The following is a 24,378-nucleotide window of genomic DNA, read 5'->3' on the forward strand; positions in this document are numbered from 1 at the left end:
AAAAAATCCCAATGCGGCATTGGTCAGGTTTCAGCACGCCAATGTGGCTTTCGTCAGCTCTGAGCTGACGAAAGCCACATTGGGATTTTTTTCAGCGGCGGGTTTTGACGGCGGTGGCGAGGGTGTCCAAAAGGGACGCTGTGGTGTCCCAGTCCATGCAGGCGTCGGTGATCGACTGGCCGTAGGTCAGCTCGTCGGCGTGGCCGAGCGAGAGGTCCTGACGGCCGCCGACCAGGAAGCTCTCCATCATCACGCCGGCGATCCCGCGCTCACCCGAGGCGAGCCGGTCCGCGATCTCCCTGATCACGGCGCCCTGGCGCACGTGGTCCTTCGAGCTGTTCCCGTGGCTCGCGTCGATGATCACGCGCTCCGGCAGCCCCGCCGCGGCGAGCCGTCCGAGCGTGTCCGAAACCGTGAGCGGGTCGTAGTTCGGCCCCTGGGCGCTGCCACGCAGGATCACGTGGCAGTCGGGGTTGCCCGCGGTCGTCAGCAACGCGGCCAGCCCATCGGTGTTGATACCCGGGAACACGTGCGACGCCCCTGCCGCGCGGGTCGCGTCGACGGCGACCTGGACGTCGCCCTCGGTCGAGTTCTTGATGCCGACCGGCATGGACAGCGCGCTGCACAGCTGGCGATGCACCTGCGAAGCCGCGGTCCGCGCGCCGATGGAACCCCAGGTCACGGTGTCGGCGATGTACTGCGGGGTGATCGGGTCGAGGAACTCGCAGCCGACCGGGAGACCGAGCGCCGACACGTCCAGCAGCAGCTGCCTCGCCATCCGCAGGCCCTTGTTGACCTCGAACGTCCCGTTCAGCGACGAGTCGTTGATCAGGCCCTTCCAGCCCAGCGTGGTGCGCGGCTTCTCGAAGTAGACCCGCATGACGATGTGCAGTTCCGTGCGCAGCTCAGCGGCCTTGAGCGCCAGCTTTCGCGCGTAGTCCAGCGCGGCTTCGGTGTCGTGGACCGAGCACGGTCCGACGATCACGAGCAGCCGGTCGTCGGTGCCGTCGAGGATGCCGATGGTGCCCGCCCGCCCGGCGAGCACGGTATCGGCCACGCCGGACGTCATCGGATGCTCGTGCCTGAGCATGGCGGGGGACAGCAGCGGGCTGATCGAGGTGGTGCGGTTGCCGTCGAGTGCGGTCAGCGTGTCGGCGGTGGGAGTCATCGCGGGGGTTCCTCTCGGGGTGACCCGGCCCGCGGAAGCCCTGCGAACCGGTGTGGATCTTCCGGCTCGGCAGGTGGTAGGTCAGCGCAGGTTCACGCCGCCGTGCCCACCCGGGGCCGGCTTCGTAAACCAGAAATAGCGCTGCACGGGGTCAAGCTAGCACAGACATGATTTCCAGGTGGTCCGCCCTGCACCGATCCAGAGATCTGGCGCTACGCTGGCGGCGAAACTGTGACTGTCATCTCCAATTAACCATCTCAGACGTAACTAAGACGGAGGACTTCTCATGCGTGTCGGTGTGCTGACCGGCGGTGGCGACTGCCCCGGTCTGAACGCGGTGATCCGCGCCGTGGTCCGCAAGGGCATCGAGGTCCACAACTGGGACATCGTCGGCTTCCGCAACGGGTGGCAGGGGCCGCTCACCGGGGAGAGCAAGCCGCTCGGCCTGAAGGACGTCGAAGACATCCTGACCCGCGGTGGCACCATCCTGCGGTCGTCGCGGACCAACCCGTACAAGGTCGACGGCGGCGTCGACAAGATCAAGGCCGTGCTCAAGGAGCAGGGCGTCGACGCACTGATCGCCATCGGCGGCGAGGACACCCTCGGCGTCGCCAAGCGGCTGACCGACGACGGTGTCGGCGTCGTCGGTGTTCCCAAGACCATCGACAACGACCTCGGCGCGACCGACTACACCTTCGGTTTCGACACCGCGGTCTCCATCGCCACCGAGGCGATCGACCGGCTGCACACCACCGCAGAGTCGCACCACCGCGCGCTGGTCGTCGAGGTCATGGGCCGCCACGCCGGCTGGATCGCGCTGCACTCGGGTCTCGCGGGCGGCGCCAGCGTCATCCTCGTGCCGGAGCGCCAGTTCTCGGTGGAGAAGGTCGTGAGCTGGGTCGAGAGCCGCTTCGAGAAGGAGTACGCGCCGATCATCGTCGTCGCCGAGGGCGCGCTGCCCGAGGGCGGCGAGGAGAAGCTTCTCACCGGTGAGAAGGACGCCTTCGGGCACGTCCGGCTCGGTGGCATCGGCACCTGGCTGGCCGACGAGATCGCGCACCGCACCGGCAAGGAGTCCCGTGCCGTGGTGCTCGGGCACGTCCAGCGCGGCGGCACGCCGACCGCGTACGACCGCGTGCTCGCCACCCGCTTCGGCCTCCACGCGGTCGACGCCGTCGCCGACGGTGACTTCGGCGTCATGGTCGCACTGCGCGGCACCGACATCGTCCGCGTGAAGCTGTCCGAAGCCACCGCCGAGCTGAAGACGGTTCCGGCCGAGCGTTACGAAGAGGCCGAGGTCTTCTTCGGTTAAATCCGTGCCAGTTCATCGAGGACGCCCACAGCGCGGTGGACGTCCTCGGTGAGGGGCCGGTCGTCCATGCTCTCGTCCAGCACGGCCGAGGCCATGTCGTAGGCGTTGCGCGCGGGAATGTCGACCAGCTCGGCTCGACGCAACCGCAGCGCGCGCACGGCCGCGACCAGTTCGCATGCCAGAACCTGCTGGTACGCATAGCAAGCCGCCGTCGCCGCACGCGCGGCTTGCGTCGAGAAACTCGCGTGATCCTCGATGCCGCGTGACACGACCGCGGTGCCGAGCGTCGCCGGGAGCGCGGCCTGCCGCAGCTCCGTCAACGCGTCGTGCGCGACGTACTCCAGGATCATCACGCCGGAGCTGCCGACCGGCCCGGAGGCCAGAAACGGCCGCAGGCCGGTGAATTCCGGCTCCAGCAGGTCGCCCAGCCGTGCCACCGACAGCTCCGCGACCTGGTGGATGGTCGCCCGCGCCTGGTCCAAAGCCGTTGACACATAAGCGGTGTGGAAGTGCGCGTGGTGATACGCGTCCTGGTGCACGGTCGAGATCATCGGGTTCTCGGTGCTGGCGTTGATCTCGATGGCGAGCACGTCACGCAGGTAGTGGATCGCGTCCAGCGCGGGCCCCTGCACCTGCGGGAAAGCGCGCAGCCCGAACGGATCCTGGATCCGGCGGCCCGGTTTCGGCGTGTGGTGCATACCGAGCAGCCGACGCAGTTCCGCCGCGCAGGCGACCTGACCGGCGTGCGGCCGCGCCTCGTGCACCGGAGTCGCGTACGCCTCGGGATTGCCGTCGAGCGCGATGTAGGTCAACGCGCCGACGGCGTGACTCGCCCTCGTCAGCGTGTCCAGCCGCATCGCGGCGAGCGTCGCCTCGGCCAGTGTCGCGGCGTTGCTGCTCATGAACGCCAGCGCGTCGCCCGCCTGCACGCTCACCGGCGGCACATGGCCTTCGAGCCACTCCCGCTCGCCGGTCAGCGCCAGCGCCAGCTCCGCGAGCGGCGCCAGATCGCCGGTGCCGATCGCGCCGAGCCGGTGCACCAGCGGCAACGCGCCGCCGCGCACGGCGTTCGCCAGCGCGGTGATCAGCTCCGGGCTGATCCCGGCACGCCCCGCGACCAGCTGGTTGAGCCGGATGAGCATCATGCCGCGCACCTGGTTCGGCGACATCGGGTCGCCGCTGCCGCCTGCGTGGCTGCGCAGGAGCCGGAGACCGTGCTCGCGTGACTCGCCGCCGGTGATCAGGTCGTCCTTGTTCGCGCCGACGCCGGTCGTCCGGCCGTAGACCTCGCGCCGGGTGCTCAGCTCGTCGGCGAGCTTCCACGCGTGCTCCGCCGCACGCATCGCGGCTATCGAGACATCGATGGCCAGCGGCCCCTCGGTGGCCGCGGCGGTCACCACATCGGCGCATCGCAACGTCCGCCCGTCAACTCGGATCAACCCGTACCTCCTCCGGTCTTTCCGCACCTTAGTGGTCACCATCGGAAATCCTCCGAGGGTCTCGACGGCCCAGCAGAACCTGGATCCGCCGAATACCCCCGAAGGACTTCCGATGGCAACCACTTGGCTAAGCGTCCAGGTGGCGCTCCAGCGCGTCCAGCCGTCCTTCCCAGAACTTGCGGTAGGGCGCCAGCCAGGCGTCGATCTCGGCGAGCGGTTCCGGTCGCAGGCGGTAACACCGGCGCTGGGCGGCGACGCGGACGGTCACCAGACCGGCTTCGCGCAGTACCCGCAGGTGCTTGGAGACCGCGGGCTGGCTCAGGTCCATCTGGTCCACCAGATCGCCGACGGAGCGTTCGCCGTCGCGGAGCAGGTCGAGGATGGTCCGGCGGCGTGGCTCCGCGAGTACGTCGAAAGTGTGCATCACCCGGCGAATGTGCCTCGCTGGGCATATTCATGTCAAGGCATGTTGCGGCCGTTCGAGTTAATCGGTCACGCGCTTTACGAATCGCTGGTCTGAACCATTGACTTATTGGTCTAGTCCATTCACTCTTTGATGCAGTCCCTCCGCACCGGTTTCGTCACCCTTGGTGACACTGAAAGGGAGAAGGCATGCCCCGTTCGAGCAAGCGCAGGCTGATCGCCCTCTTGAGCGCGGCCGCGGCCGCCGTGATGTCGATCTCGCTGGCCACCCCCGCCACCGCGACCGTCCAGGCGCCGGCAGGCGCCGAGCAGGCCGAGGCCTCCGTCGGCAAGGTCGTCGGCTACTTCGTGGAATGGGGCGTCTACGCCCGGAACTACCACGTCAAGAACATCAAGACCAGTGGCTCGGCGAGCAAGCTGACGCACATCAACTACGCGTTCGGCAACGTCACGAACGGCGGCTGCTCGATCGGTGACGCCTACGCCGACTACGACAAGTTCTACGACGCCGCGTCCAGCGTCGACGGTGTCGCCGACACCTGGGACGCCGGCGCGCTGCGCGGCAACTTCAACCAGCTGAAGAAGCTCAAGAAGCAGTACCCGAACATCAAGATCCTGTGGTCGTTCGGCGGCTGGACCTGGTCGGGCGGCTTCACGCAGGCCGCGAAGAACCCGGCCGCGTTCGCGCAGTCCTGCTACAACCTGGTCAACGACCCGCGCTGGGCCGGTGTCTTCGACGGCATCGACATCGACTGGGAGTACCCGAACGCCTGCGGCCTCAGCTGTGACACCAGCGGCGCGGCGGCGTTCAAGAACCTGATGGGCGCGGTCAAGGCCAAGTTCGGCTCGAAACTGGTCACCGCGGCGATCACCGCGGACGGCACCTCCGGCGGCAAGATCGACGCCGCCGACTACGCGGGCGCCGCGTCCTCGGTCAACTGGTACAACGTCATGACCTACGACTACTTCGGCGCGTGGGCCGCGCAGGGCCCGACCGCCCCGCACTCGCCGCTCACCAGCTACAGCGGCATCCCGACTGCGGGCTTCTACTCCGACGCCGCCATCCAGAAGCTCAAGAGCAAGGGTGTGCCGTCGAGCAAACTGTTGCTGGGCATCGGGTTCTACGGCCGAGGCTGGACCGGCGTCTCGCAGAGCGCGCCCGGTGGCACGGCGACCGGCGCCGCGCCGGGCACCTACGAAGCCGGCATCGAGGACTACAAGGTCCTCAAGGGCAAGTGTCCGGCCAACGGCACCGTCGCGGGCACCGCGTACGCCAAGTGCGGCAGCCAGTGGTGGAGCTACGACACCCCGGCGACCATCGGCGGCAAGGTGAACTACGCCAAGCAGCAGGGCCTCGGCGGTGCGATGTTCTGGGAACTCTCCGGTGACACCACCGGTGGCGAGCTGATCTCCGCGCTCGCCAGGTGATAGCAGGTGACCGCCCGGCGTGCCAGGCAGCAATGGGGCTGCGTGGCACGCCGGGTTTCACCTATTTCAGCATTCAATACGGACGACGCCGCTCCGGACGCTCCAAGCGTTGCCGACCGGGTTGGTCACGCTGAGCCAGCCTCGGTAGTTCATGTGGCCCATGCCTCCACAGTTGTAGGTGACCGTGCCGCCGCCGTTGCCGTTCCATGACGGCGCGTTTCCTTCGTTGATCCAGCCACGCCAGGATTCGCGTTCCAGCCGGAGTGTGAACGACCAGGTCGCGTCGCAGCCGCTGCTGCCCGCGAAGGTCTTGATGGTGGCACCTTCCTTGAAGGGAACAGCGGGCTGCCCGAAGTTGCAGCCCGCGATCGAAATGTCGTCCGTGGGCGCGGCTGTGGCCGATCCGGTCATCGCCGCGGTTCCGCCGATGACGGCGAGGCCCGCCAGTGTCATCTTGGCCGCTTTCCCCAGATTCTTGGGCACTTTCTCTCCTCTGTGGGTTATGGCGGGACGGCATTTCCCGCCATTATGCGAAAGTGGATCAGCGAGAACTGTCAACCCGCTGTCATTTAAATCCTGCTTTAAATGGCCTGCTGAATTGTTTTCACAAATGCGCGGGGTCCGCGCCGGGATTGTCGGTGGCCGGGACTATCGTCTCGCCCATGAAGTTCGCCGGCTTCGGTGAGCACGCCGTGGAGTTCTACGACGGCCTGCTCGCCGACAACTCCAAGATCTACTGGGACGACAACCTCGCCATTTACAAGGAGGACGTCAAGGCGCCGATGGAGGCCCTGCTCAAGGAGCTGGAGCCCGAGTTCGGCGCCGGTTTCGGCACGGGCAAGATCTTCCGGCCGTACCGGGACGTGCGGTTTTCCGGTGACAAGACGCCGTACAAGACGCACTGCGGCGCCGTGATCGAGCAGGGCCGCGGCGGCGGGGCGTACTACGTCGAGGTCGGCCCCGAGGGGCTGCGGGTCGGCGGCGGCTGCTTCCATCTGGAGTCCGACCAGATCGCCAGGTACCGGCAGGCGGTCGACACCGACATCCACGGCCGGGCGCTGGAGAAGGTGCTCGCGAGCCTGCGCCGCGCCGGGTGGGAGATCAGGGGAGACCAGCTCAAGACGAAGCCGCGCGGGTTCGCCGACGACCATCCGCGGCTCGACCTGCTGAAGTACCGCTCGGTGTACGCGGTCCGCGTCTGGGAGCCGGACGACGCCCTGCATGAGCGCACCTCGCTGGACCGGGTGAAGAAGGCCTGGCGGCAGGTCCGCGCGTTCAACGAGTGGGCCCGCGACCACGTCGGCCCGAGCGAGAAACCCCGTCGCTAATGCGTCCAGAGGTGGGTGACGTCGCCACGCGTCGTCGCGAGGAAGTGGCCGGCGACCGCGATGCTGCCGGCCTCTTCGGGCAAGGGGATCTCCTGGCCCGCGAGTGACCACAGCCTCGGCCGACCGCCCGTCTTGCCCGCCACCAGATCGCCGGCGAGGCCGGTCACCTCGAGCAAGTGATCGGCGGGCACTTCGGCGGCTGCCACGGCCGGCTCGCCCCATGTCGTAGTCCGCTTCCAGGTCACCAGCCGCTGCGAGCCGCCGGGGCGGCTGGTGATGCCGACGGCGACACAGGCATCCGGGTCGCAGCGCACGCGTGCGACCGAGGTGTTGCCCTGCTTGTCAGGGTCGGCGAGTGGCTCGCGCCGCCACGTCTTGCCGTCCGACGAACTCCAGGCCAGCGGGGTGGCCTTGGCGCGGCCCGGCTCGTTGACGCTCACATCGCCCACGGCCACGAACTCGCGCCCGTTGTGGGCCGCGCCCAAGATCCGCGTCTGCGCGCCCCGCTCGCTGAGCAGCGCGGGGTCCTCTTGCTGTGACCAGGTCACGCCGTCAGGGGAAAGCCAGACGGCGGCGCCCGGCCCTCCTCGCGCGTGATCCCATTGCCCGGTCAGCAGATAGGCGTCCGGCCCGGCGGCCGAGCCGGACGTGGTGATCCCGCGTGGCCCGCCGAGCAGCTCCACACCCTGCGGGTATTCGGTGAGCCCCTGCGCCGAGCCCGCCCAGATCGTCGGCCGCGGGTTGCCGTGCGCGCCGCCGAACGCCTCACCGAGCGCGAAGATCCGGCCGCCCGAGATCGACGGCAGCGTCAGCTCGGCCTGACCGCCGTATCCGCTGCGTGCGTGGACGGGCACCGCGCGCCACGGCCGTCCGGCCCATGCCGCCGGTGCTCGCCCAGCGGAGCCGAACGCGTACAGCCCGTCGCCGTCCGTGAGCAGCGCGCGGACCTTCGCGCCAGGCGCCGGATCTTCGATTCGCTGCCAATACGGCGGTGGCGGCGGTGGCCCGGAACAGGCCGCTACGCAGGCGATAGTCAGGATCAGCGCGACCGCTCGCGACACCACCGTCATGGTTACGAAGGTTACCGTGAACAAGTCATCGCCAAGACACGGAGAGGAACTTTCGGGATCGGTACAGACGTGCAGGCCACAAAGGACTAGGCTGTCCGAACGTGAGCCGACGCGCGAAGATCGTTTGTACATTGGGTCCTGCTACCGCCACGGCGGAGAAAATGCGGGCGCTCGTAGACGCCGGTATGGACGTCGCGAGAATGAACTTCAGCCACGGGAGCCACAGCGACCACAAGGCCGTCTACGACCTGGTCCGCAGTGCCGCCGCCGAGTCAGGCCGCGCGGTCGGCATCCTGGCCGACCTGCAGGGGCCGAAGATCCGCCTCGGCACGTTCGCGGCAGGCCCCGTCGAGTGGCGCACCGGCGACGTCGTGCGCATCACCGTCGAGGACGTCGAGGGCACCCACGACCGGGTTTCCACCACCTACAAGGGCCTCGCGCACGACGCGAAGCCGGGCGACCGCCTGCTCGTCGACGACGGCAAGGTCGGGCTCGTGGTGCAGGGTGTCGAGGGCTCCGACGTGATCTGCGAGGTCACCGAGGGTGGCCCGGTCAGCAACAACAAGGGCGTTTCCCTGCCTGGCATGGACGTTTCGGTGCCCGCGCTGTCCGAAAAGGACATCGAGGACCTCGAATTCGCGCTGGAACTGGGCGTCGACTTCATCGCGCTCTCGTTCGTGCGCTCGCCCGCCGACATCGATCTGGTGCACCAGATCATGGACAAGGTCGGCAAGGGCAGGCTGCCGGTCGTCGCGAAGATCGAGAAGCCGGAGGCCGTCTACAACCTCGAGGCCATCGTCCTCGCCTTCGACGCGGTGATGATCGCCCGTGGCGACCTCGGCGTCGAGCTGCCGCTGGAGCAGGTCCCGCTGGTGCAGAAGCGCACCATCCAGATCGCCCGCGAGAACGCGAAGCCGGTCATCGTCGCGACGCAGATGCTCGAGTCGATGATCAACAGCTCCCGCCCGACCCGCGCGGAGGCCTCGGACGTCGCCAACGCGGTGCTCGACGGCGCCGACGCGCTGATGCTCTCCGGTGAGACCAGCGTCGGCCGCTACGCGATCGACACGGTCAAGACCATGGCCAGGATCATCGAGACGATCGAGACCGACTCGCCGATCGTGCCGCCGCTCTCGCACGTCCCGCGTACCAAGCGTGGCGTCATCTCCTACGCCGCCCGTGACATCGGCGAGCGCCTCAACGCGAAGGCGCTGGTCGCGTTCACGCAGTCCGGCGACACCGTGCGCCGCCTCGCGCGGCTGCACACGCGGCTGCCGCTGCTGGCGTTCACGCCGGAGGAGAGCGTCCGCGCGCAGCTGGCGATGACCTGGGGCACCGTCACCCGGATCGTGCCGAGGGTGGAGACGACCGACGAGATGATCCAGCAGGTCGACCACTCGATGCTCGAGATGGGCCGGTACCAGCGCGGCGATCTGGTGGTCATCGTGGCCGGTTCGCCTCCTGGCACCGTCGGCTCGACGAACCTGATCCACGTTCACCGACTTGGTGAAGACGACCACGCTTAAGAGACTAAGCGGCCGCTTAGGCCATAAGGTTCCAGCATGACCGAATTGGCCAAGGAAGCCGCTTCCCGTCTCGACACGGCGACCGGCGCGGGGCAGCCCGTGCTGGACAGGCTGGTGGCGCTCCTCGATCTCGAGAAGATCGAGGAGAACATCTTCCGCGGTGTCTCGCCCCGGCATTCGCCGGTGCGGGTGTTCGGCGGCCAGGTGGCGGGCCAGGCGCTGGTCGCCGCGGGCCGCACCGTGCCGGAGGACCGCAGGGTCCACTCGCTGCACGCGTACTTCATCCGCGGCGGCGACCCCAGCGTCCCGATCGTCTACGAGGTCGACCGCATCCGCGACGGCCGCTCGTTCACGACCCGGCGCGTGGTCGCCATCCAGCACGGCAAGGCGATCTTCTCGCTGTCGGCCTCGTTCCAAAAGGACGAGCCCGGCATCGAGCACGCCGAGTCCATGCCGGACGGTGTCCCGTCGCCGGAGTCACTGCCGTCGCTGGTCGACTGGGCGAAGGAATCGGGCATCACGCACCACGAGCGTCCGCGCCCGATCGACATCCGCTACGTCAGCCCGCCCCCGTGGGTCACCCGCGAGACGGGCGAGCGCCCCGCCCACACCAGGGTCTGGATGCGCGCCGACGGCACCTTGCCCGTCGACCAGCTCCTGCACGTCTGCGTACTCACGTACGCCTCGGACATGACACTGCTCGACTCGATCTTGGCCCGCCACGGCGTCTACTGGGAGCTCGACAAGGTCTTGGGCGCATCCCTGGACCACGCGCTCTGGTTCCACCGCCCCTTCCGCGCGGACGAATGGTTCCTCTACGACAGCCAATCCCCGACGGCCTCGGGCGCCCGAGGCCTGGCGACCGGCCGCTTCTTCGCGGCCGACGGAACCCTCATCGCCACAGTCGTCCAAGAAGGCCTTCTCCGCGTCCTGGGCTCGTGAGTGTTTTGGCCGGTTAGAACCGGCCGAAACACTCACGAGTCCTTTGAGCGCGCATAAAAAAGAGGGCCCGGGATCGATCGGGGGAAGCAATCCCGGACCCTCTGCCGGAAGGTCACGGTTCAGCCCTGGTACTGCGGGCTCCGCTTCCTTCGCTTGTGGTGGCTCGCGGCCACGGTCGGCACGGCGTCGGTGTCGAGTCGCAGCCGTACTGCCAAGTATGCCCGGCATGGGGTCTGCTTGCGGCGCCGGAACGGGGACCACGGCTGGCGCCTGCGGCAGGTCGGGCAGCGGCCCGCGGCGTCGGGTTCGTGCTCGGCGAGCACTTCACGCAGGGCGGCGACGAGGCGGGGGATCTCGTTCGAGGCCAGCACGAGGAGACGGTCCTGATCGGACTTGTCCACCGATCGGGTGAGTTCGGTCAGTCTGTGATGGACGGCGGCTTGCATCGGGCCCAGGATGGAATCCCGTTCCGGCATTGAGTACCCCCTCGCGACTCTCGCCGCCGATCTTCACCAATTCCGCACAGGATCCACAGCGTACAGCGGCATTCTGCAAATTGCAGTCCACCGATCGGGGATCGGCTCCATTTCTTTAAGTGTTAGAACATCACCGTGTGCGGGAGCGACTGGTTAGATATGACATGAGATAGGTTGCGAACCCGAGCCACACCCGGAGGTGCAATGACGCGGGGTCAGGGGCCCACTGTGCGCCGCCGCAGACTCGCCAGCGAGCTGCGGAGATTGCGCGAGGCGGCAGAGCTCACCATCGACGAGGTGGGCGACAAGCTGGAGTGTTCGGCCTCCAAGGTGAGCCGGATCGAAACCGGGCACGTGGGCGTCACGCCGCGCGACGCCAGAGACATGCTGGAGCTCTACGGCATCTCCGGTGACGAGCAGGAAGCGCTGGTCCAGCTCTCGCGCGAGGCGCGCAAGCGTGGCTGGTGGCACGCCTACAACGAGGTCTTCACCGGCACGTTCGTCGGTCTGGAGGCGGACGCGAGCTCGCTGCGCGCGTTCCAGGCGCTCTTGGTGCCCGGTCTGCTGCAGACGGAGCGGTATGCCCGCGCCGTGATCAGGGCGATGCGGCCGGACGCCGACGAGGTGGAGATCAAACGCCGTGTCGCCGCGCGGATGGCCAGGCAGGAGCTGCTCACCGACCCGGCGCCGCCGGAGTACTGGGCGGTCATCGACGAGGCCGTGCTGCACCGCACGGTCGGCGGGCCCGAGGTGATGGCCGAGCAGCTGTACCGGATGGTCTCGGTGGCCAAGATGCCGCATGTGACCATCCAGGTGGTGCCGTTCGGCGCGGGCGCGCATCCCGGGATGGAAGGGCCGTTCCTGATACTCGGTTTCCCCGAGCAGGCCGACCCCGATGTGGTCTATGTGGACAGTACGTCGACCGGCTTGTATCTCGAAATGCCGCCCGATGTGCGACGCTATTCGCTGATGTTCGATCACCTCCGTGCCGCCGCGCTCAAGCCCGACGACTCGCTCCATCAGATTTCGGAGGCAGCGGGGCGGTACGCCGAGCAGGCCGCCGCGCAGACCTGACCCACCGTGACGCCGTCCGAAGCGCATCGTTGTACCTCAGGTGCGCTGCACATGAAGTTGCACATGAAGAATACGAAGCAGACAGGAGTAGGGGAGTATGCGCGAAAACGAGCTGGCCGGGGCCCAGTGGCGCAAGAGCAGCCACAGCGGCGGTGGGAACGACTGTGTCGAGGTCGCCTTCGTGCCGGGCGGGACCGCCGTGCGTGACTCGAAGGACCCTGAAGGCGGAGCCTTCGTGCTGTCCGCCGGTGGGTGGCAGAGCCTGCTGGACTCACTGAGCTAAGTACCGAACCCTCGACCCCTTACCCCCTTCGAGCTGGGAATCAGCCGGGGTAAGGGGTCGATTCGCGTCCAGACCTAGGTGATCACCCGATGCCTGAGGCACCCCCTCAGGACGACTCTGAGGTTCACAAGAGAGAGAACGAACCGAGGAGAACAAGATGTCGGACTTCATGATGGACGCGGTGCAGGCCGAAGTGGCGTACCGGACCGAGCAGCTGCGGCTCGCGGGCCGCAGTGTGTGGGTGGACCGCGCCGACCGGCTCGGCCGCCGGATGCGCGCACGCTGGGCCACGGAGGTCAAGGTGCCTGAGCAGGAGCGCCGCGCTTCCGAACGGGCGACCGCCGACCAGGCAAGGTAGGCCCGGTCATGGTCGTCACAGTTAAAAGCGTGCCGGTTTTGTCGTAGGGGTAGGCCAGAATGCACCTTGTGCCCCGTCTAGGTTCTGGTATCCCGCTCGTCGCCCGCACTCAGGAGATGCGTCAGTTACGGGCCGCCCTCGCCCGCGCCGAGCGTGGCGAGGCCGGCGCCGTGCTGCTCTCCGGGGACGCGGGCGTCGGCAAGACGCGCCTGCTCACCGCGCTCGGTGAGTACGCGCTCTCGCGGGACGCGCTGGTGCTGACCGGGCGCTGTATCGACGTCCGTGAGGGCGGCCTCCCGTATCTGCCGTTCGCCGAGGCGCTCGCCCCGCTGGCCGGCTCGACGGTCGCCACGATCGCCGAAGCGGTCAAGGAGCGGCCCGCGCTCGGCAGGCTGCTGCCGCAGGTGCACCAGCCGCACGCCGCGCCGGTCGCCGGCGGCGAGCACGTGACGATGAGCTCCAACGAGCGTGAGACCATGCAGCGCCCGAGGCCGGAGCAGGACCTCGGTGAGCTGCAGCTGTTCGACGCCGTGCTCGGCGTCTTGACCGAGATCGCCCGCGCGCGGCCGGTCGTGATCCTGCTCGAAGACCTCCACTGGGCGGATGGCTCCACCCGGAACCTGCTCTCGTTCCTGCTGTCCCGGCTGCGTTCGCAGCGGCTGCTGGTCGTCGGCAGCTACCGCGAGGAGGACGTCTACCGCCGTCACCCGCTGCGCGGCCTGCTGTCGGAGATGGTCCGGCTCGCGAGCGTCGAGCGCGTCGACCTGCGCCCGTTCGGCGAGGCCGACGCGCGAGCCTTCGTCGAGGCGCTCGCCGAGGAGCCGCTCAGCGCCGAGGCCGTGGCAGGCATCGTCGCGCGGTCCGAGGGAAACCCGTTCTTCGTCGAGGAGCTGCTGGCGTCGACCAGCGAGGCGCCCGACTGCAGTGACCTGCCCGCCGGACTCGCCGAAGTGCTGCTCGCCAGGCTGGAGCGGCTGTCGCCGGACACGCGGCGCGTGCTGCGCGTCATCTCGGTCGCGAACGACTCGGTCGCGCACGCGGCGCTCACCGAGGTCTCCGGCCTGGGCGAATCCGAGCTCGACGAGGCGCTGCGCGAGGCCGTGCAGCATCACGTGCTCATCATCGAGCGCGGCTTCTACATCTTCCGGCACGCGCTGCTGCAGGAAGCGGTCTACGCCGACCTGCTGCCAGGCGAGCGCACCAGGATGCACGCCGCCTACGCCGCCCGCATCCGCAACCGGCCGCAGGGCCGCGGCCAGGACGCGCGGCTCGCGCACCACAGCTTGGAAAGCAACGACTTCGCCACCGCGCTGCCCGCGTTGCTGCGTGCGATGGACGAGGCGGAGAAGCTGGGCGCGCCCGGTGCCGCGCTGCGGCATGTCGAGCAGGCACTGTCCATTTGGGACGCGGTGGCCGAGCATCCGGAGGGTGTCGACGAGCTGCGCCTGCTGCACGAGGCCTCCTATTTCGCGGGCACCTCGGGGGAGCCGGAGCGGGCGGCGGCGTACGCGCGGTCCGCGACGCAGGCGCTGACGCCGGACGTGCCTGCCGAGCGCGCGGCCAAGGTCTGGCGCAGGCTCGCCGAGGCGTTGCTCGTGCTCGAGGGCACCATGGACGAGGTCGTCGAGGCGATCAACCGGGCATGGGACCTGGTCTCCGAAACCGGGCCGAGCAGCACCCGCGCCTGGGTGCTCGCCACCAGGGCCGGGGTGCTGCGCGTGATCGACCGGCCGGAAGAAGCCTTGCGTGACGCGGAAACCGCGGTCTCCGACGCGCGTGTGGCAGGCGCCACCGGCGCCGAAGCCGCGGCGCTGGTCACCCTTGGCACGCTCGCGGATTCCGCGGGCGACTTCGAAGAGGCCAGGGAACGGCTTCGCCAGGCGGAGCGCAAGGCGCGTGAAGCGGGCGCGCTGAACGTCGAGCTTCGCGCGCTGTACTTCCTCGCGTTGAGCTATGACGACCAGGCCGAGATCGTGCCCGCGCTGGAGTTCTGCAAACTCGGCCGTCAGCGTGCCGAGGCGAACGGGCTCAGCTGGAGCAGCTTCGGCCTGGAAATCCGCGCGCGCCAGCTGTTCCTGCGCTATGTCAGCGGCGACTGGCCCAAGGAGGACGCCGCCGGGCGTGCCGCTCCCGGTGTCTCCACTTTGGTGGCGGCCAGGATGTTGTCGATCTGGGCGCTCATCGTCGTCGCGCGCGGCCGGTTCGCCGCCGCGGAGAAGCTCGTGGCCGACATCCGTCCACAGTGGAACGCCGATATCCAGATCGGGCTCGCGGGCGGGGCCGCGGGCATCGAACTCGCGAGCTGGCAGGGCGAGCATCGCGTGGCCCTTGAGCGCAGCCAGGAATCGTTGGCCTGGCTGGACAGCATGCAGCCGTACCTGCTGGGCGGCATCCGCATCGGCACGCTCGGTCTTTCAGCCGCGGTCGCGTTGGCGGGTGCGGCCCGTATGCGTGGTGACGTGCAGGGAGCGGCCGCGGCCATCGCCGCGGGCGAGTCCTTGCTCGAGCACATCAGGGCCTGCGCCGAATTCGGCCAGCCGCGTTCCGTGGAACTCGGCCCGGAAGGACTGGCCTGGCTGGCCCGCGCGGAAGCCACCGTCAGCGGACTCGCGGGCCCCGCCGACCCGAAACTGTGGGAGGCGGCGGTCGAGGCGTTCGGCTACGGCGCCGTCTACGAACAGGCGATGTCCCGGTGGCACTACGCCGAAGCCCTGCTCGCCACCGGCGATCCGGGCGACGCCGAGCGCGCGGCGGCGGAGATCGTCCCCGCCTTCGAAACCGCCGATCGCCTCGGTGCCTGCCCGTTGCGTGACGCGCTGCGCGATCTCGCCCACCGGGCCCGCGTCGACCTCCCCGGCGAAACCACACCGCAGCGCCGCGACGAGATCAATCCGTTGACCGACCGCGAGCGCGACGTCCTCGAGCGCGTCGCGCTGGGCCGCACCAATCGCCAGGTCGGCGAGGAGCTCTACATCAGCGAGAAGACGGTCAGCGTCCACCTGTCCCGTGTCATGGCCAAACTGGGCGCCTCCCGCCGCGCCGAAGCCGTGGCGATCGCCTACGACCGCGGCCTGCTCGCCGCCCCGACCAGCTCCTAGGGCGTGTTTCACAAGCCTTAACGGCCGGGGAGGCGGCGCAGCGCCTTCATGCTCGCGGTCATGCCCTTGACCCAGAGCTTGGGCGGCATGCCCTTGCCAGGGCGCAGGCGAAGGCCGCGCTGGACGGCGATCGACTGGGACTCGGTGTACTTGAGCAGGCCGTCGGCGCCGTTGCGGCGGCCGACGCCGGATTCCTTCATCCCGCCCATGGGCAGGTCGACGCTGCCGAAGGTGGCCGCGAAGCCCTCGTTGACGTTGACCGTTCCCGCCTTCAGGCGCGCCGCGACCTCCCAGCCCGCGCGGCCGTTGCGGGACCAGACGCTCGCGTTCAAGCCGTAGCGGGTGTCGTTCGCGCGCTCGATGGCGTCGGTGACGTCGGTGTAGCCGTAGATCGACACGACCGGGCCGAATGTCTCCTCCGCGAAGAGCTTCGCGTCCGGGGTGACGTCGGCGAGCACGGTCGGCTCGTAGAACAGCGGGCCGAGGTCGGGCCTGGCGCGGCCGCCGGTCAGCACCGTCGCGCCCGCCGCGCGGGCGTCTTCGACGTGCGCCGTCACCGTTTCGAGCTGGCTCGCGGAAGTCAGAGAGCCCATCTCGGCGCTGAAGTCGAGCGAGGAGCCGAGCTTCACGGCGGCCGTCTTCGCGACGAAGGCGCGCGTGAACTCCTCGCGGACGCTCTCGTGCACGTAGATCCGCTCGACCGAGACACAAAGCTGCCCCGCCGACGAGAAACAGGCCGTGACCGCGCCCGCCGCGGCCTTCGTGATATCGGCGTCGGGCAGCACGATCATCGGGTTCTTGCCGCCGAGCTCCAGCGAATATCCGGTCAGGCGTTGCGCGACCTGGCCGGCGAGCTGCTTGCCGGTCGGGGTCGAGCCGGTGAAGCAGAGGTAGTCGGACTCTTCGAGCAGCGCGGGGCCGATCTCGGAGCCGCGGCCGAGGATGATCTGCCAGACGCCTGACGGCAAGCCGGCTTCCTCGGCGAGTTCGTGCAGCCACAGCGCGGACAGCGCGGTCTGGTTGTCGGGCTTCTGCACGACCGCGTTGCCGGCGGCCAGCGCGGGCAGCACGTCCATCGCGGTCAGCGCGAGCGGGTAGTTCCACGGCGAGATGATCGCGATGACGCCCTTGGCGTGGCGGATCTCGGCGGTCTTGGTCAGCACCGGGATGACGCCCGTGCGCTTCTTCGGGGCGAGCAGCTTCGCGCTGTGCTTGCCGTAGTAGGCGGCGACCAGCGCGGTGCCGCTGACCTCGTCGAACGCGTCCATCCGGGCCTTGCCCGCTTCGACCTGGACAAGGTCGAGCACCTCGTCCTGCCGCTCGAGTACCAGGTCGTGCAGCCGGATCAGCACCTCTTGGCGCTCGGAAGCCGGACGCGCCGCCCAGGCACGCTGCGCGGCGCGGGCCTGGTCGAACGCCGCGCGCGCGTCGGTGTCGGTGGCCTGGGGGAGTGTGGTGATCGGAAGGCCGGTGAACGGCGCGAGCATGCGGACCGGGGCGCTGTCCTTGCCGCCGCTGGCGCGGGCGGCGAGCTGACCTGCCCGCGAGGCGGACGGAGCGTCGGGGATGCCGCCGATGGTCTCGGGGTCGACCGCGTCGTGTCCCGTGCTCGCCGGCGTCGTGCTCGTCATGACGGACTCCTTCAGCGTTACCCGATGTTACCGACCAGTAGTAAAGCATACCGGCGGTACGGCAATCGGCCAAGCGTGAAGTGAAAAAGATTCATGTTTGCTCGTGATCGTTTTATGACGCAAATTCTTCGCTCAAGTAAACGTCATTGTCACGCTCGCGGGCCGTCTTGATGAGTGGCACGCGGGCCGACCCGAGTGAGGGCCGGGTCGGCTCGTACGCCTCTCATCCCGTCGCGACGCCCACCGCGATGCGCTTCCATTCCTCCAGTAGTTGCCGCCGCCGTTTCGGGTCACCGCCGAGTTCCGCGTCGAGCGCCAGTCCGCGGGTGAGATTGACGGTCAGCCAGAACAGGGTTTCCACTCTTTCGCGTGGCAGTCCGGCCGCGATCGAGGTGATGTGGTCGCGTGTGGACCGGCCGAGCGCGCGGTCGACAGGCCGGATCGCCGCCTTGAGCTCCGGATCTGTGCGCGCGGCCACCCAGAGTTCGGTCGCCGCGGTGGCGAGCGTGCCCGAATAGCCTTCCCACAACAGATCGATCGCCGTCGGGATGCCGTCGACGCCCTGCGGCACCGTCTGCAGTGACTCGGCGAGCTGGTGACGCAGCTTGACCGTCAGATGTTCGACGGCGGCGGCCATCAGTTCCGCCTTGGCTGAGAAGTGATGCTGCACCGCTCCTTTGGAGACGCCGGCGCGAGCGCAGATCTCTTGGACCGAGGTGCGGGCGTAGCCGAGTTCGACGAGGCAGTCGATCGTCGCGTCGAGCAGTGCGGTCTTGGTCTGCTCGCGGCGCTCCGCCTGTGTCCGGTGCGCCTTCGGGCGCGTTGTCGCCTCGGTCACAGTAGGCTCCCTTTACGTGCAGACCGGAACGGATGTACATTCCCACTAGAACTTACATTCTGGACGTAATGTTTTCCAGTGCGGGAGGACGCGACGTGGCGTTGCAGATCCACAGGAGCTCGTGGAGCACCACCGAGCTCGAAGACCTGAGGGAACTCGCCAAGACCTTCTTCGCCAAGGAGCTGGTCCCGCATCAAGAGCGCTGGGCGCAGGCCAAGATGGTCGACCGCGAGCTGTGGAACAAGGCGGGCGAGGTGGGCCTGCTCGCGCTGTCCATCCCGGAGGAGTACGGCGGAGGCGGCGGCACGTTCGCCCACGAGACCGTGTTGTACGAGGAGCAGGCGCGCTCCGGCGACTCGGCGTGGGGCGTGTCCGTCCACAATGGAATCGTCGCGCACTACCTCCTGCAGTACGCGTCCGAGGCGAAGAAGCGCGAGTGGCTGCCGAAGTTCGCCAGCGGCGAGTTCGTCGGCGCCATCGCGATGACCGAACCGGGCACCGGTTCCGATCTGCAGAGCATCGCCACCCGCGCGGTCCGTGACGGCGACGAGTACGTCATCAACGGCGCCAAGACCTTCATCACCAACGGCTGGCACGCCGACCTCGTCATCGTCGCGGTCAAGACCGACCCGAACGCCGGCGCGCAGGGTGTCTCGCTGATCGCCGTCGAGACCACGACGCCGGGCTTCCGCCGCGGCCGGGTGCTCGACAAGATCGGCCTCAAAGGACAGGACACCGCGGAGCTGTTCTTCGACGACGTCCGCGTGCCCGCCGCGAACCTGCTCGGCGACGCCGAAGGCCAGGGTTTCATCCAGCTCATGCAGCAGCTGCCGCAGGAACGGCTGTTGATCGCGGTCACTTCGGTGGCCGGCATGGAGGCCGCGATCAACCTGACCATCGACTACACCAAGGAACGCACCGCGTTCGGCAGGCCGATCTTCGGTTTCCAGAACACCAAGTTCAAGCTCGCCGAGGCGGCCACCGAGGCCGCGGTCGCGCGCGCGTTCCTCGACCAGTGCATCGAGCGGCACCTGCGCGGGGAACTCGACGTGCAGGGCGCCGCGATGGCGAAACTCTGGACCACGGAACGGATTAACAAAGTCGTCGACGACTGCTTGCAGCTGTTCGGTGGCTATGGCTACATGAACGAATACCCGATCGCGCGCGCGTGGGCCGACGTGCGTATTTCGCGGATCTTCGGTGGCACCAGCGAAATCATGAAGGAAATCATCTCCCGCACGCTCTGAGAGGACTTCACCGATGAAGGCAGGGCCACTGAGCGGGCTGAAGGTGATCGAACTCGCCGGGCTCGCGCCCGCGCCGTTCGCCTGCACGATGCTCGCCGACCTCGGCGCCGACGTGATCCGCGTCGACCGCGCCGGCACCGCCAACGACGTGCTCGCGATGCCGTTCGACCCGCTGACGCGGGGACGGCGCACGATCGGCGTCAACACGAAGTCGCCGGAAGGCGTCGAACTCGTCCTCAAGCTGACCGAGACAGCGGACGTGTTCGTCGAAGGCTTCCGGCCTGGTGTCGCCGAGCGGATCGGCATCGGACCCGAGCAGGTGCATGCCCGCAACCCGCGTGTCGTGTACGGCCGGATGACCGGCTGGGGCCAGGACGGCCCGCTCGCGCCGACGGCCGGGCACGACATCAACTACATCTCCATCGCGGGCGCGCTGGAACCGATCGGCCGCGCCGGGGAACGCCCGGTCCCGCCGCTCAATCTCGTCGGCGACTTCGGCGGCGGCGGATTGTTGCTCGCCATGGGCCTGCTCGCCGCGCTGTACGAGCGGGGTTCCTCCGGCAAGGGCCAGGTCGTCGACGCTTCGATGGTCGACGGCGCCGCGCTGCTGATGACCCAGCTGCACGGCATGCACGCGGCAGGCGTCTGGTCCGACGAGCGCGCCGACAACCTGCTCGACGGCGCCGCCCCGTTCTACGACACCTACGAGACGGCCGACGGCAAATATGTCTCCGTCGGCGCGATCGAGATGCGCTTCTGGGGCGACCTGGTCAAGGTGCTCGGCCTCGACCCCGAGGAACTCCCACTGCACGTGGACAAATCCCAATGGCCCCGCCTGCGCGAGATCCTCGCCGACGCGATCGGCAAGCACACCCGCGACGACCTCGTCGCGCTCGCCGAGGGCACCGACGCGTGCATCGCCCCGGTCCTCTCACCTTGGGAAGCGCCCTCGCACCCGCACAACATCGCGCGCGGCACCTTCGTCGAGATCGGCGGCGTCGTCCAACCCGCCCCGGCTCCCCGCTTCGACCGCACCCCGCCCGCGACCCCGGAAGCTCCCCACGACCGAGGCTCGGACACCACCGAGGTCCTCACCGAACTCGGCCTGGGCGAGGCCGACCTCACCCGCCTCCGCGACACCGGCGTCATCAGCTAGCCGTAAAAGCCCGAAAGCGTCTTTCGGTACCTGCCAGGTCCCCAATGCGTTGTTCGGTCCGTACCAGGGACCGAACGACGCATTGGGATTTTTCCTTGGGTCAGGCCAGGTCGGAGCGCAGGAAGCTGTATCGGTAGCTGTCGCGGTACTGGCCGTCCCGGAAGTCCCAGCCGCGCTGGATGCCTTCGCGGGTGAAGCCCGCCTTTTCGAGGGCGCGCTGCTCGGCGAAGTTCTCGGTTTCGGTGTCCGCCTCGACGCGGTGGACCAGCGTGTGGGCGAAGAGGTAGCGCACGAGGAGGCGCTGGGCCTCGGTGCCGATGCCCTGGCCGCGTGATTCGGGCTGGATGATCAGGCCGATGTTCCAGCAGTGGGCCCACTGGCCGGTCTGGACCTTCCGCCACGACACGAATCCGTGTGTGGTCTCGCCTTGGCCGACCATCAGCTGGCTGTGCTCGGGGCCGATCAGTCCGTTTTCTTTCCACCGGCGCAGCATCAGGCCGGGGTCGTTCCAGCCGAGCCATTGGAACGAGCCCGCGCCGTCGGGGTCGTTGGTCAGCCGTTCGAGCAAGGGCATATCGGATTCACGGGTCGGGCGCAGCGTCACGGGGTCCGGCATGCGGGCGACCCTAGTTCGGCGCGATCACGCACGCGCGCCATTTATCTGTGGTCGAAAGCCCCGTGCCGCCCCGCTCCCGAGGCGAACCGGCCCGCGCCGTCGACGGCCTCGGCCGCGAGCCCGCTCGAGCCGAGCGCGATCTCGAACTCCGCCCGCAGCGCCTCGTCGCCGGAAAGGCCGTGCTGCGCGAGCACCGAAGCGCGGTCGCCGCGCAGGCACGCTTGCGGGAAACCGGCGAGCTGTCGGGCCAGTTCTTGGGCGCTGGTAAGGGATTCACCGACCGGGACGACCCGGTTGGCCAAACCCATGGCGAGTGCTTCGGCCGCGTCGACCGGCCTGCCGGTGAGGATCATGTCCATCGCGCGTGACTGGCCGATCAGCCTCGGCAGGCGGACCGTGCCGCCGTCGATGAGCGGAACGCCCCAGCGACGGCAGAACACGCCGAACACGGCCGACTCGTCGGCGACGCGCAGATCGCACCACAGCGCCAGTTCCAGGCCGCCGGCGACCGCGTGCCCGTGCACCGCGGCGATGACCGGCTTGGAGAGCGTCATCCGCGTCGGGCCCATCGGGCCGTCGCCTTCGGGGTCGAGGCGGTTGGACCGTTCGGTGCCGACACCCTTGAGATCGGCCCCCGCGCAGAAGCCGTCACCCACTCCTCCGAGTACTGCGACAGAAGCGTCGCTGTCCGCGTCGAAGGCGCGGAACGCGTCGGCGAGTGCTTGCGCGGTCGGCCCGTCGACCGCGTTGCGGACCTCAGGCCTGTTGAGCAGCACCGTTGTCACCGGTCCGTCCCGCTCAACGAGAACCAGATCGTTCATGAATGATCCTTAAGCGTGTCTTCGTGCCGGGGCTCCCGTAATTCTTCTAGAGTAGACACGACAGTGATGGCCACATAGAGTCATCGGTACGACACCGCAGTGTGATCGGTGAGACGTGATCGGATGGAGCTATGTCGCCCCAAATCAAGAAGATCCTGGTCGTCGGTGTTGTCGCGCTCGTGCTCTTCTTCTTGATCACCCGGCCACATGAGTCCGCCGACGCCGTGCACAACGTGCTCGGCTGGCTCCGCAGCGGAGCCGAGGCCGTCGTCACTTTCGTGAAGGATCTGTTCGCCTGACCCCAAGCAAAGCTACGACCGGCACCGCGCTGCGATGCCGGTCGTAACGCTGTGCGCCCGATTTTACCGTCACCTAGCGTTACGGATTGCGAGATTCGGTGTCCACACTCGACCATCCGGGTGGATTGAGGCCGATAAGCCGCTGGTAGACGAATTCGTAGCTTGGAAAGTCTGGCGGAGTAGACCTGCTCAGCCCTACGGTGCTCACATTGCGTGATCAGCTGATGCCATTCACGGGGAGGCCGTGGATTTCGGCACCAGGCGCAAAGTTCCAGAGCTAGATCGTTGTGGCTTGTTCAGTCATGAACTTCGTCAGTCGGGGCGATGAAGGAGGCAGGGATGACCGGAGATCCCGGAGTGGATGCGTTGATCCGGCAGTGGGCGGCCGAGCGCGAGCAGACCGCCGAGGAGCAAGAGGTGGACCGCATCGCGTCCGCTTGGCTTGCCGATGTTCCCCGCCCCGCACCCGGGATTCCGGGCCAGCGTGAACGCACCGGGTCCGCCCGGTGGGCACAGGTGGACAACGCCGATCCCGGCTACCTGGAGGCCATGCGCAAGCGGCTTCCCGGCGTGCCGGACGAATTGCTGACCGCGGCCGCGGGCTGGTGGCAGATGGTCGGCGGGGTTTCCGAAGCCGAGCTGTGGTGGGACGCGGGCATCAGCCCACTGGACCAGCGCGCGCTCGACTACCGCGCGGCCGGGCTCAGCCCGTCGGACCTGAGCCGCAGGCTCGGCCCGATGACCGTGCTCCAGCACCTCCGCCGTGGCAGCGCCCCGGCATGGTGCGTGGCGCGCCTCGCGCGTCAACAGAAGTCCGCATAGCGGGAGAACACCACACGGCCGGGTGGAACCGGCGCGCCGACGAGGTTGAGACGGCCCGCGTAACGCTAACCTGCGCGGGCTCGTTAACACACCAACGCCGTCACGCTGGAGGAACTGGTTCGTGCGCACGACCCCGGAAACAGGTTCGAAGCAGGGCACGGCCGTTCTGATCAGGCTCGGCGTGACAGCCGTCGTGCTGGCGGTCGCGGGCGGCGGTGTCTGGCTCGTCGCGAAGGCGAGTGATCCGGTCGCGAGCCCCACCACCACGGACATTCCCGCGCTGCAGGTCGCGGCGGCCCAGGTCGAACCTGGCTCGGTCGCCCCGGTCAACGCCACCTTGGGCGGCGGCGCGACGCAGGAGACCTCACCCCAGCAGACACAGGGCAAGAACCTGCTCGCCGAGTGGGCGAACAAGGCCGCCCCGCTGGTCGGCGTGCCGGCCAGGGCGCTGATCGCGTACGGCAACGCGGAACTCGCCCAGCGCGCCGCGCAGCCCGGCTGCAAGATCTCGTGGGCGACACTCGCCGGCATCGGGCGCATCGAGTCCAACCACGGCCAGTACGGCGGCGCGGTGCTCGGCGCCGACGGCAGGCCGAGCAAGCCGATCATCGGCGTCCCGCTCGACGGTTCCGCCGGCGTCAAGGCCATCGGCGACACCGACGGCGGCCGCCTCGACGGCGACCCGGTGACCGATCGCGCCGTCGGCCCGATGCAGTTCATCCCCGGCACCTGGGCGAAGTGGAACTCCGACGGCAACCGCGACGGCGTCGGTGACCCGCAGCAGATCGACGACGCCGCCTACGCCGCGGCCCGCTACCTGTGCGCGAACGGCCGCGACATGTCCAGCGCGGGCGGCTGGTGGCAGGGAATCCTGTCCTACAACAACTCGGACGAGTACGCGAAGAAGGTCTTCGGCCTCGCCGACGGCTACGCCAAAGCCGCCCAGAACGTAAAGGTGTCGTGAGTGGTTATGGCCGGGGGGCTGCGGCGCACGCCACACGACGGCGGTTGGGGGGGGGGCGC

At 68.5% G+C, this 24,378-nt stretch carries 24 protein-coding genes; 14 read left to right on the forward strand and 10 right to left on the reverse strand.

The window, feature by feature from the left end; translation table 11 throughout:
• Window positions 1-91: 91 nt before the first annotated feature.
• Window positions 92-1,168: a 3-deoxy-7-phosphoheptulonate synthase gene (locus ACFV15_RS35920; protein WP_378356280.1), complete on the reverse strand. Its 1,077-nt coding sequence runs from the start codon at window positions 1,166-1,168 to the stop codon at window positions 92-94.
• 286 nt (window positions 1,169-1,454) lie between these two features.
• Between ACFV15_RS35920 and ACFV15_RS35925 the strand changes: the two genes are divergently transcribed.
• Entirely contained in the window at window positions 1,455-2,480 is a 1,026-nt protein-coding gene (locus tag ACFV15_RS35925) for a 6-phosphofructokinase (protein ID WP_378356282.1), read from the forward strand.
• Here ACFV15_RS35925 and ACFV15_RS35930 read toward each other — a convergent pair.
• Together ACFV15_RS35930 and ACFV15_RS35935 are read right to left on the reverse strand one after the other, a co-directional pair.
• On the reverse strand, window positions 2,477-3,919 hold the full coding sequence (locus tag ACFV15_RS35930; protein WP_378356283.1) for an aromatic amino acid ammonia-lyase: 1,443 nt from the start codon (window positions 3,917-3,919) through the stop codon (window positions 2,477-2,479). The two genes, ACFV15_RS35925 and ACFV15_RS35930, sit on opposite strands and share 4 nt — an antisense overlap.
• A 127-nt stretch (window positions 3,920-4,046) precedes the next feature.
• Entirely contained in the window at window positions 4,047-4,346 is a 300-nt protein-coding gene (locus ACFV15_RS35935) for an ArsR/SmtB family transcription factor (RefSeq protein WP_378356285.1), read from the reverse strand.
• A 185-nt stretch (window positions 4,347-4,531) separates the two neighbouring features.
• On the opposite strand from ACFV15_RS35935, the gene ACFV15_RS35940 reads away from it, so the two are divergent.
• Entirely contained in the window at window positions 4,532-5,770 is a 1,239-nt protein-coding gene (locus ACFV15_RS35940) for a glycoside hydrolase family 18 protein (protein ID WP_378356287.1), read from the forward strand.
• A 66-nt stretch (window positions 5,771-5,836) separates the two neighbouring features.
• Here the strand turns inward: ACFV15_RS35940 and ACFV15_RS35945 are convergent, their stop codons facing one another.
• Window positions 5,837-6,253, reverse strand: coding sequence for a hypothetical protein (locus ACFV15_RS35945; protein WP_378356289.1), 417 nt, complete (start codon window positions 6,251-6,253; stop codon window positions 5,837-5,839).
• A 179-nt stretch (window positions 6,254-6,432) separates the two neighbouring features.
• Here ACFV15_RS35945 and ACFV15_RS35950 point away from each other — a divergent pair, with 179 nt between their 5' ends.
• The gene (locus ACFV15_RS35950; protein WP_378356291.1) at window positions 6,433-7,098 is read left to right on the forward strand and encodes a DUF2461 domain-containing protein; all 666 of its coding nucleotides are present in this window, start codon (window positions 6,433-6,435) and stop codon (window positions 7,096-7,098) included.
• Here the strand turns inward: ACFV15_RS35950 and ACFV15_RS35955 are convergent.
• A complete protein-coding gene (locus ACFV15_RS35955) occupies window positions 7,095-8,168 on the reverse strand; it encodes a hypothetical protein (protein WP_378356292.1) in 1,074 nt (357 codons plus the stop codon). The genes ACFV15_RS35950 and ACFV15_RS35955 overlap by 4 nt on opposite strands.
• Before the next feature lie 101 nt (window positions 8,169-8,269).
• Here ACFV15_RS35955 and pyk point away from each other — a divergent pair, with 101 nt between their 5' ends.
• Window positions 8,270-9,694 carry a pyruvate kinase gene (pyk, locus tag ACFV15_RS35960; RefSeq protein ID WP_378356294.1) on the forward strand — a complete coding sequence of 475 codons (1,425 nt, stop codon included), beginning with the start codon at window positions 8,270-8,272 and terminating at the stop codon, window positions 9,692-9,694.
• A 36-nt stretch (window positions 9,695-9,730) separates the two neighbouring features.
• Window positions 9,731-10,636 carry an acyl-CoA thioesterase gene (locus ACFV15_RS35965; protein ID WP_378356295.1) on the forward strand — a complete coding sequence of 302 codons (906 nt, stop codon included), beginning with the start codon at window positions 9,731-9,733 and terminating at the stop codon, window positions 10,634-10,636.
• A 119-nt stretch (window positions 10,637-10,755) separates the two neighbouring features.
• Here ACFV15_RS35965 and ACFV15_RS35970 read toward each other — a convergent pair whose 3' ends face one another.
• Entirely contained in the window at window positions 10,756-11,112 is a 357-nt protein-coding gene (locus ACFV15_RS35970; RefSeq protein WP_378356296.1) for a hypothetical protein, read from the reverse strand.
• A gap of 204 nt (window positions 11,113-11,316) precedes the next feature.
• Here ACFV15_RS35970 and ACFV15_RS35975 point away from each other — a divergent pair, with 204 nt between their 5' ends.
• From ACFV15_RS35975 to ACFV15_RS35990, 4 genes are all read left to right on the forward strand, one after another.
• Window positions 11,317-12,186: a helix-turn-helix domain-containing protein gene (locus ACFV15_RS35975; protein ID WP_378356297.1), complete on the forward strand. Its 870-nt coding sequence runs from the start codon at window positions 11,317-11,319 to the stop codon at window positions 12,184-12,186.
• A gap of 97 nt (window positions 12,187-12,283) precedes the next feature.
• Entirely contained in the window at window positions 12,284-12,469 is a 186-nt protein-coding gene (locus ACFV15_RS35980; RefSeq protein ID WP_378356299.1) for a DUF397 domain-containing protein, read from the forward strand.
• Window positions 12,470-12,626: 157 nt separating this feature from the next.
• Window positions 12,627-12,827, forward strand: coding sequence for a hypothetical protein (locus ACFV15_RS35985; RefSeq protein WP_378356300.1), 201 nt, complete (start codon window positions 12,627-12,629; stop codon window positions 12,825-12,827).
• Window positions 12,828-12,886: 59 nt separating this feature from the next.
• Window positions 12,887-15,925, forward strand: coding sequence for a helix-turn-helix transcriptional regulator (locus ACFV15_RS35990; protein ID WP_378356301.1), 3,039 nt, complete (start codon window positions 12,887-12,889; stop codon window positions 15,923-15,925).
• A gap of 17 nt (window positions 15,926-15,942) precedes the next feature.
• On the opposite strand, the gene ACFV15_RS35995 is transcribed toward ACFV15_RS35990, so the two are convergent.
• Both ACFV15_RS35995 and ACFV15_RS36000 read right to left on the reverse strand, forming a co-directional pair.
• A complete protein-coding gene (locus ACFV15_RS35995; RefSeq protein WP_378356303.1) occupies window positions 15,943-17,556 on the reverse strand; it encodes a succinic semialdehyde dehydrogenase in 1,614 nt (537 codons plus the stop codon).
• Window positions 17,557-17,779: 223 nt separating this feature from the next.
• On the reverse strand, window positions 17,780-18,394 hold the full coding sequence (locus ACFV15_RS36000; protein ID WP_378356305.1) for a TetR/AcrR family transcriptional regulator: 615 nt from the start codon (window positions 18,392-18,394) through the stop codon (window positions 17,780-17,782).
• A 68-nt stretch (window positions 18,395-18,462) separates the two neighbouring features.
• Here ACFV15_RS36000 and ACFV15_RS36005 point away from each other — a divergent pair, with 68 nt between their 5' ends.
• Together ACFV15_RS36005 and ACFV15_RS36010 are read left to right on the forward strand one after the other, a co-directional pair.
• The gene (locus ACFV15_RS36005) at window positions 18,463-19,641 is read left to right on the forward strand and encodes an acyl-CoA dehydrogenase family protein (protein WP_378356307.1); all 1,179 of its coding nucleotides are present in this window, start codon (window positions 18,463-18,465) and stop codon (window positions 19,639-19,641) included.
• A 13-nt stretch (window positions 19,642-19,654) separates the two neighbouring features.
• Window positions 19,655-20,797, forward strand: a complete 1,143-nt coding sequence (locus ACFV15_RS36010) for a CaiB/BaiF CoA transferase family protein (RefSeq protein ID WP_378356308.1) — start codon at window positions 19,655-19,657, stop codon at window positions 20,795-20,797.
• A gap of 100 nt (window positions 20,798-20,897) precedes the next feature.
• Here the strand turns inward: ACFV15_RS36010 and ACFV15_RS36015 are convergent, their stop codons facing one another.
• Window positions 20,898-21,413 carry a GNAT family N-acetyltransferase gene (locus ACFV15_RS36015; RefSeq protein ID WP_378356310.1) on the reverse strand — a complete coding sequence of 172 codons (516 nt, stop codon included), beginning with the start codon at window positions 21,411-21,413 and terminating at the stop codon, window positions 20,898-20,900.
• 41 nt (window positions 21,414-21,454) lie between these two features.
• Window positions 21,455-22,234: a crotonase/enoyl-CoA hydratase family protein gene (locus tag ACFV15_RS36020; RefSeq protein ID WP_378356312.1), complete on the reverse strand. Its 780-nt coding sequence runs from the start codon at window positions 22,232-22,234 to the stop codon at window positions 21,455-21,457.
• A 131-nt stretch (window positions 22,235-22,365) separates the two neighbouring features.
• On the opposite strand from ACFV15_RS36020, the gene ACFV15_RS36025 reads away from it, so the two are divergent.
• From ACFV15_RS36025 to ACFV15_RS36035, 3 genes are all read left to right on the forward strand, one after another.
• Window positions 22,366-22,533: a hypothetical protein gene (locus ACFV15_RS36025; protein ID WP_176968764.1), complete on the forward strand. Its 168-nt coding sequence runs from the start codon at window positions 22,366-22,368 to the stop codon at window positions 22,531-22,533.
• A 339-nt stretch (window positions 22,534-22,872) separates the two neighbouring features.
• Window positions 22,873-23,355 carry a transcriptional regulator gene (locus tag ACFV15_RS36030; protein ID WP_091292036.1) on the forward strand — a complete coding sequence of 161 codons (483 nt, stop codon included), beginning with the start codon at window positions 22,873-22,875 and terminating at the stop codon, window positions 23,353-23,355.
• 121 nt (window positions 23,356-23,476) lie between these two features.
• Window positions 23,477-24,319 carry a murein transglycosylase gene (locus ACFV15_RS36035; RefSeq protein WP_378356314.1) on the forward strand — a complete coding sequence of 281 codons (843 nt, stop codon included), beginning with the start codon at window positions 23,477-23,479 and terminating at the stop codon, window positions 24,317-24,319.
• Window positions 24,320-24,378 lie beyond the last annotated feature (59 nt).

It is taken from the genome of Amycolatopsis sp. NPDC059657 (assembly GCF_042734395.1).
In the GTDB taxonomy this organism is placed as follows: domain Bacteria; phylum Actinomycetota; class Actinomycetes; order Mycobacteriales; family Pseudonocardiaceae; genus Amycolatopsis.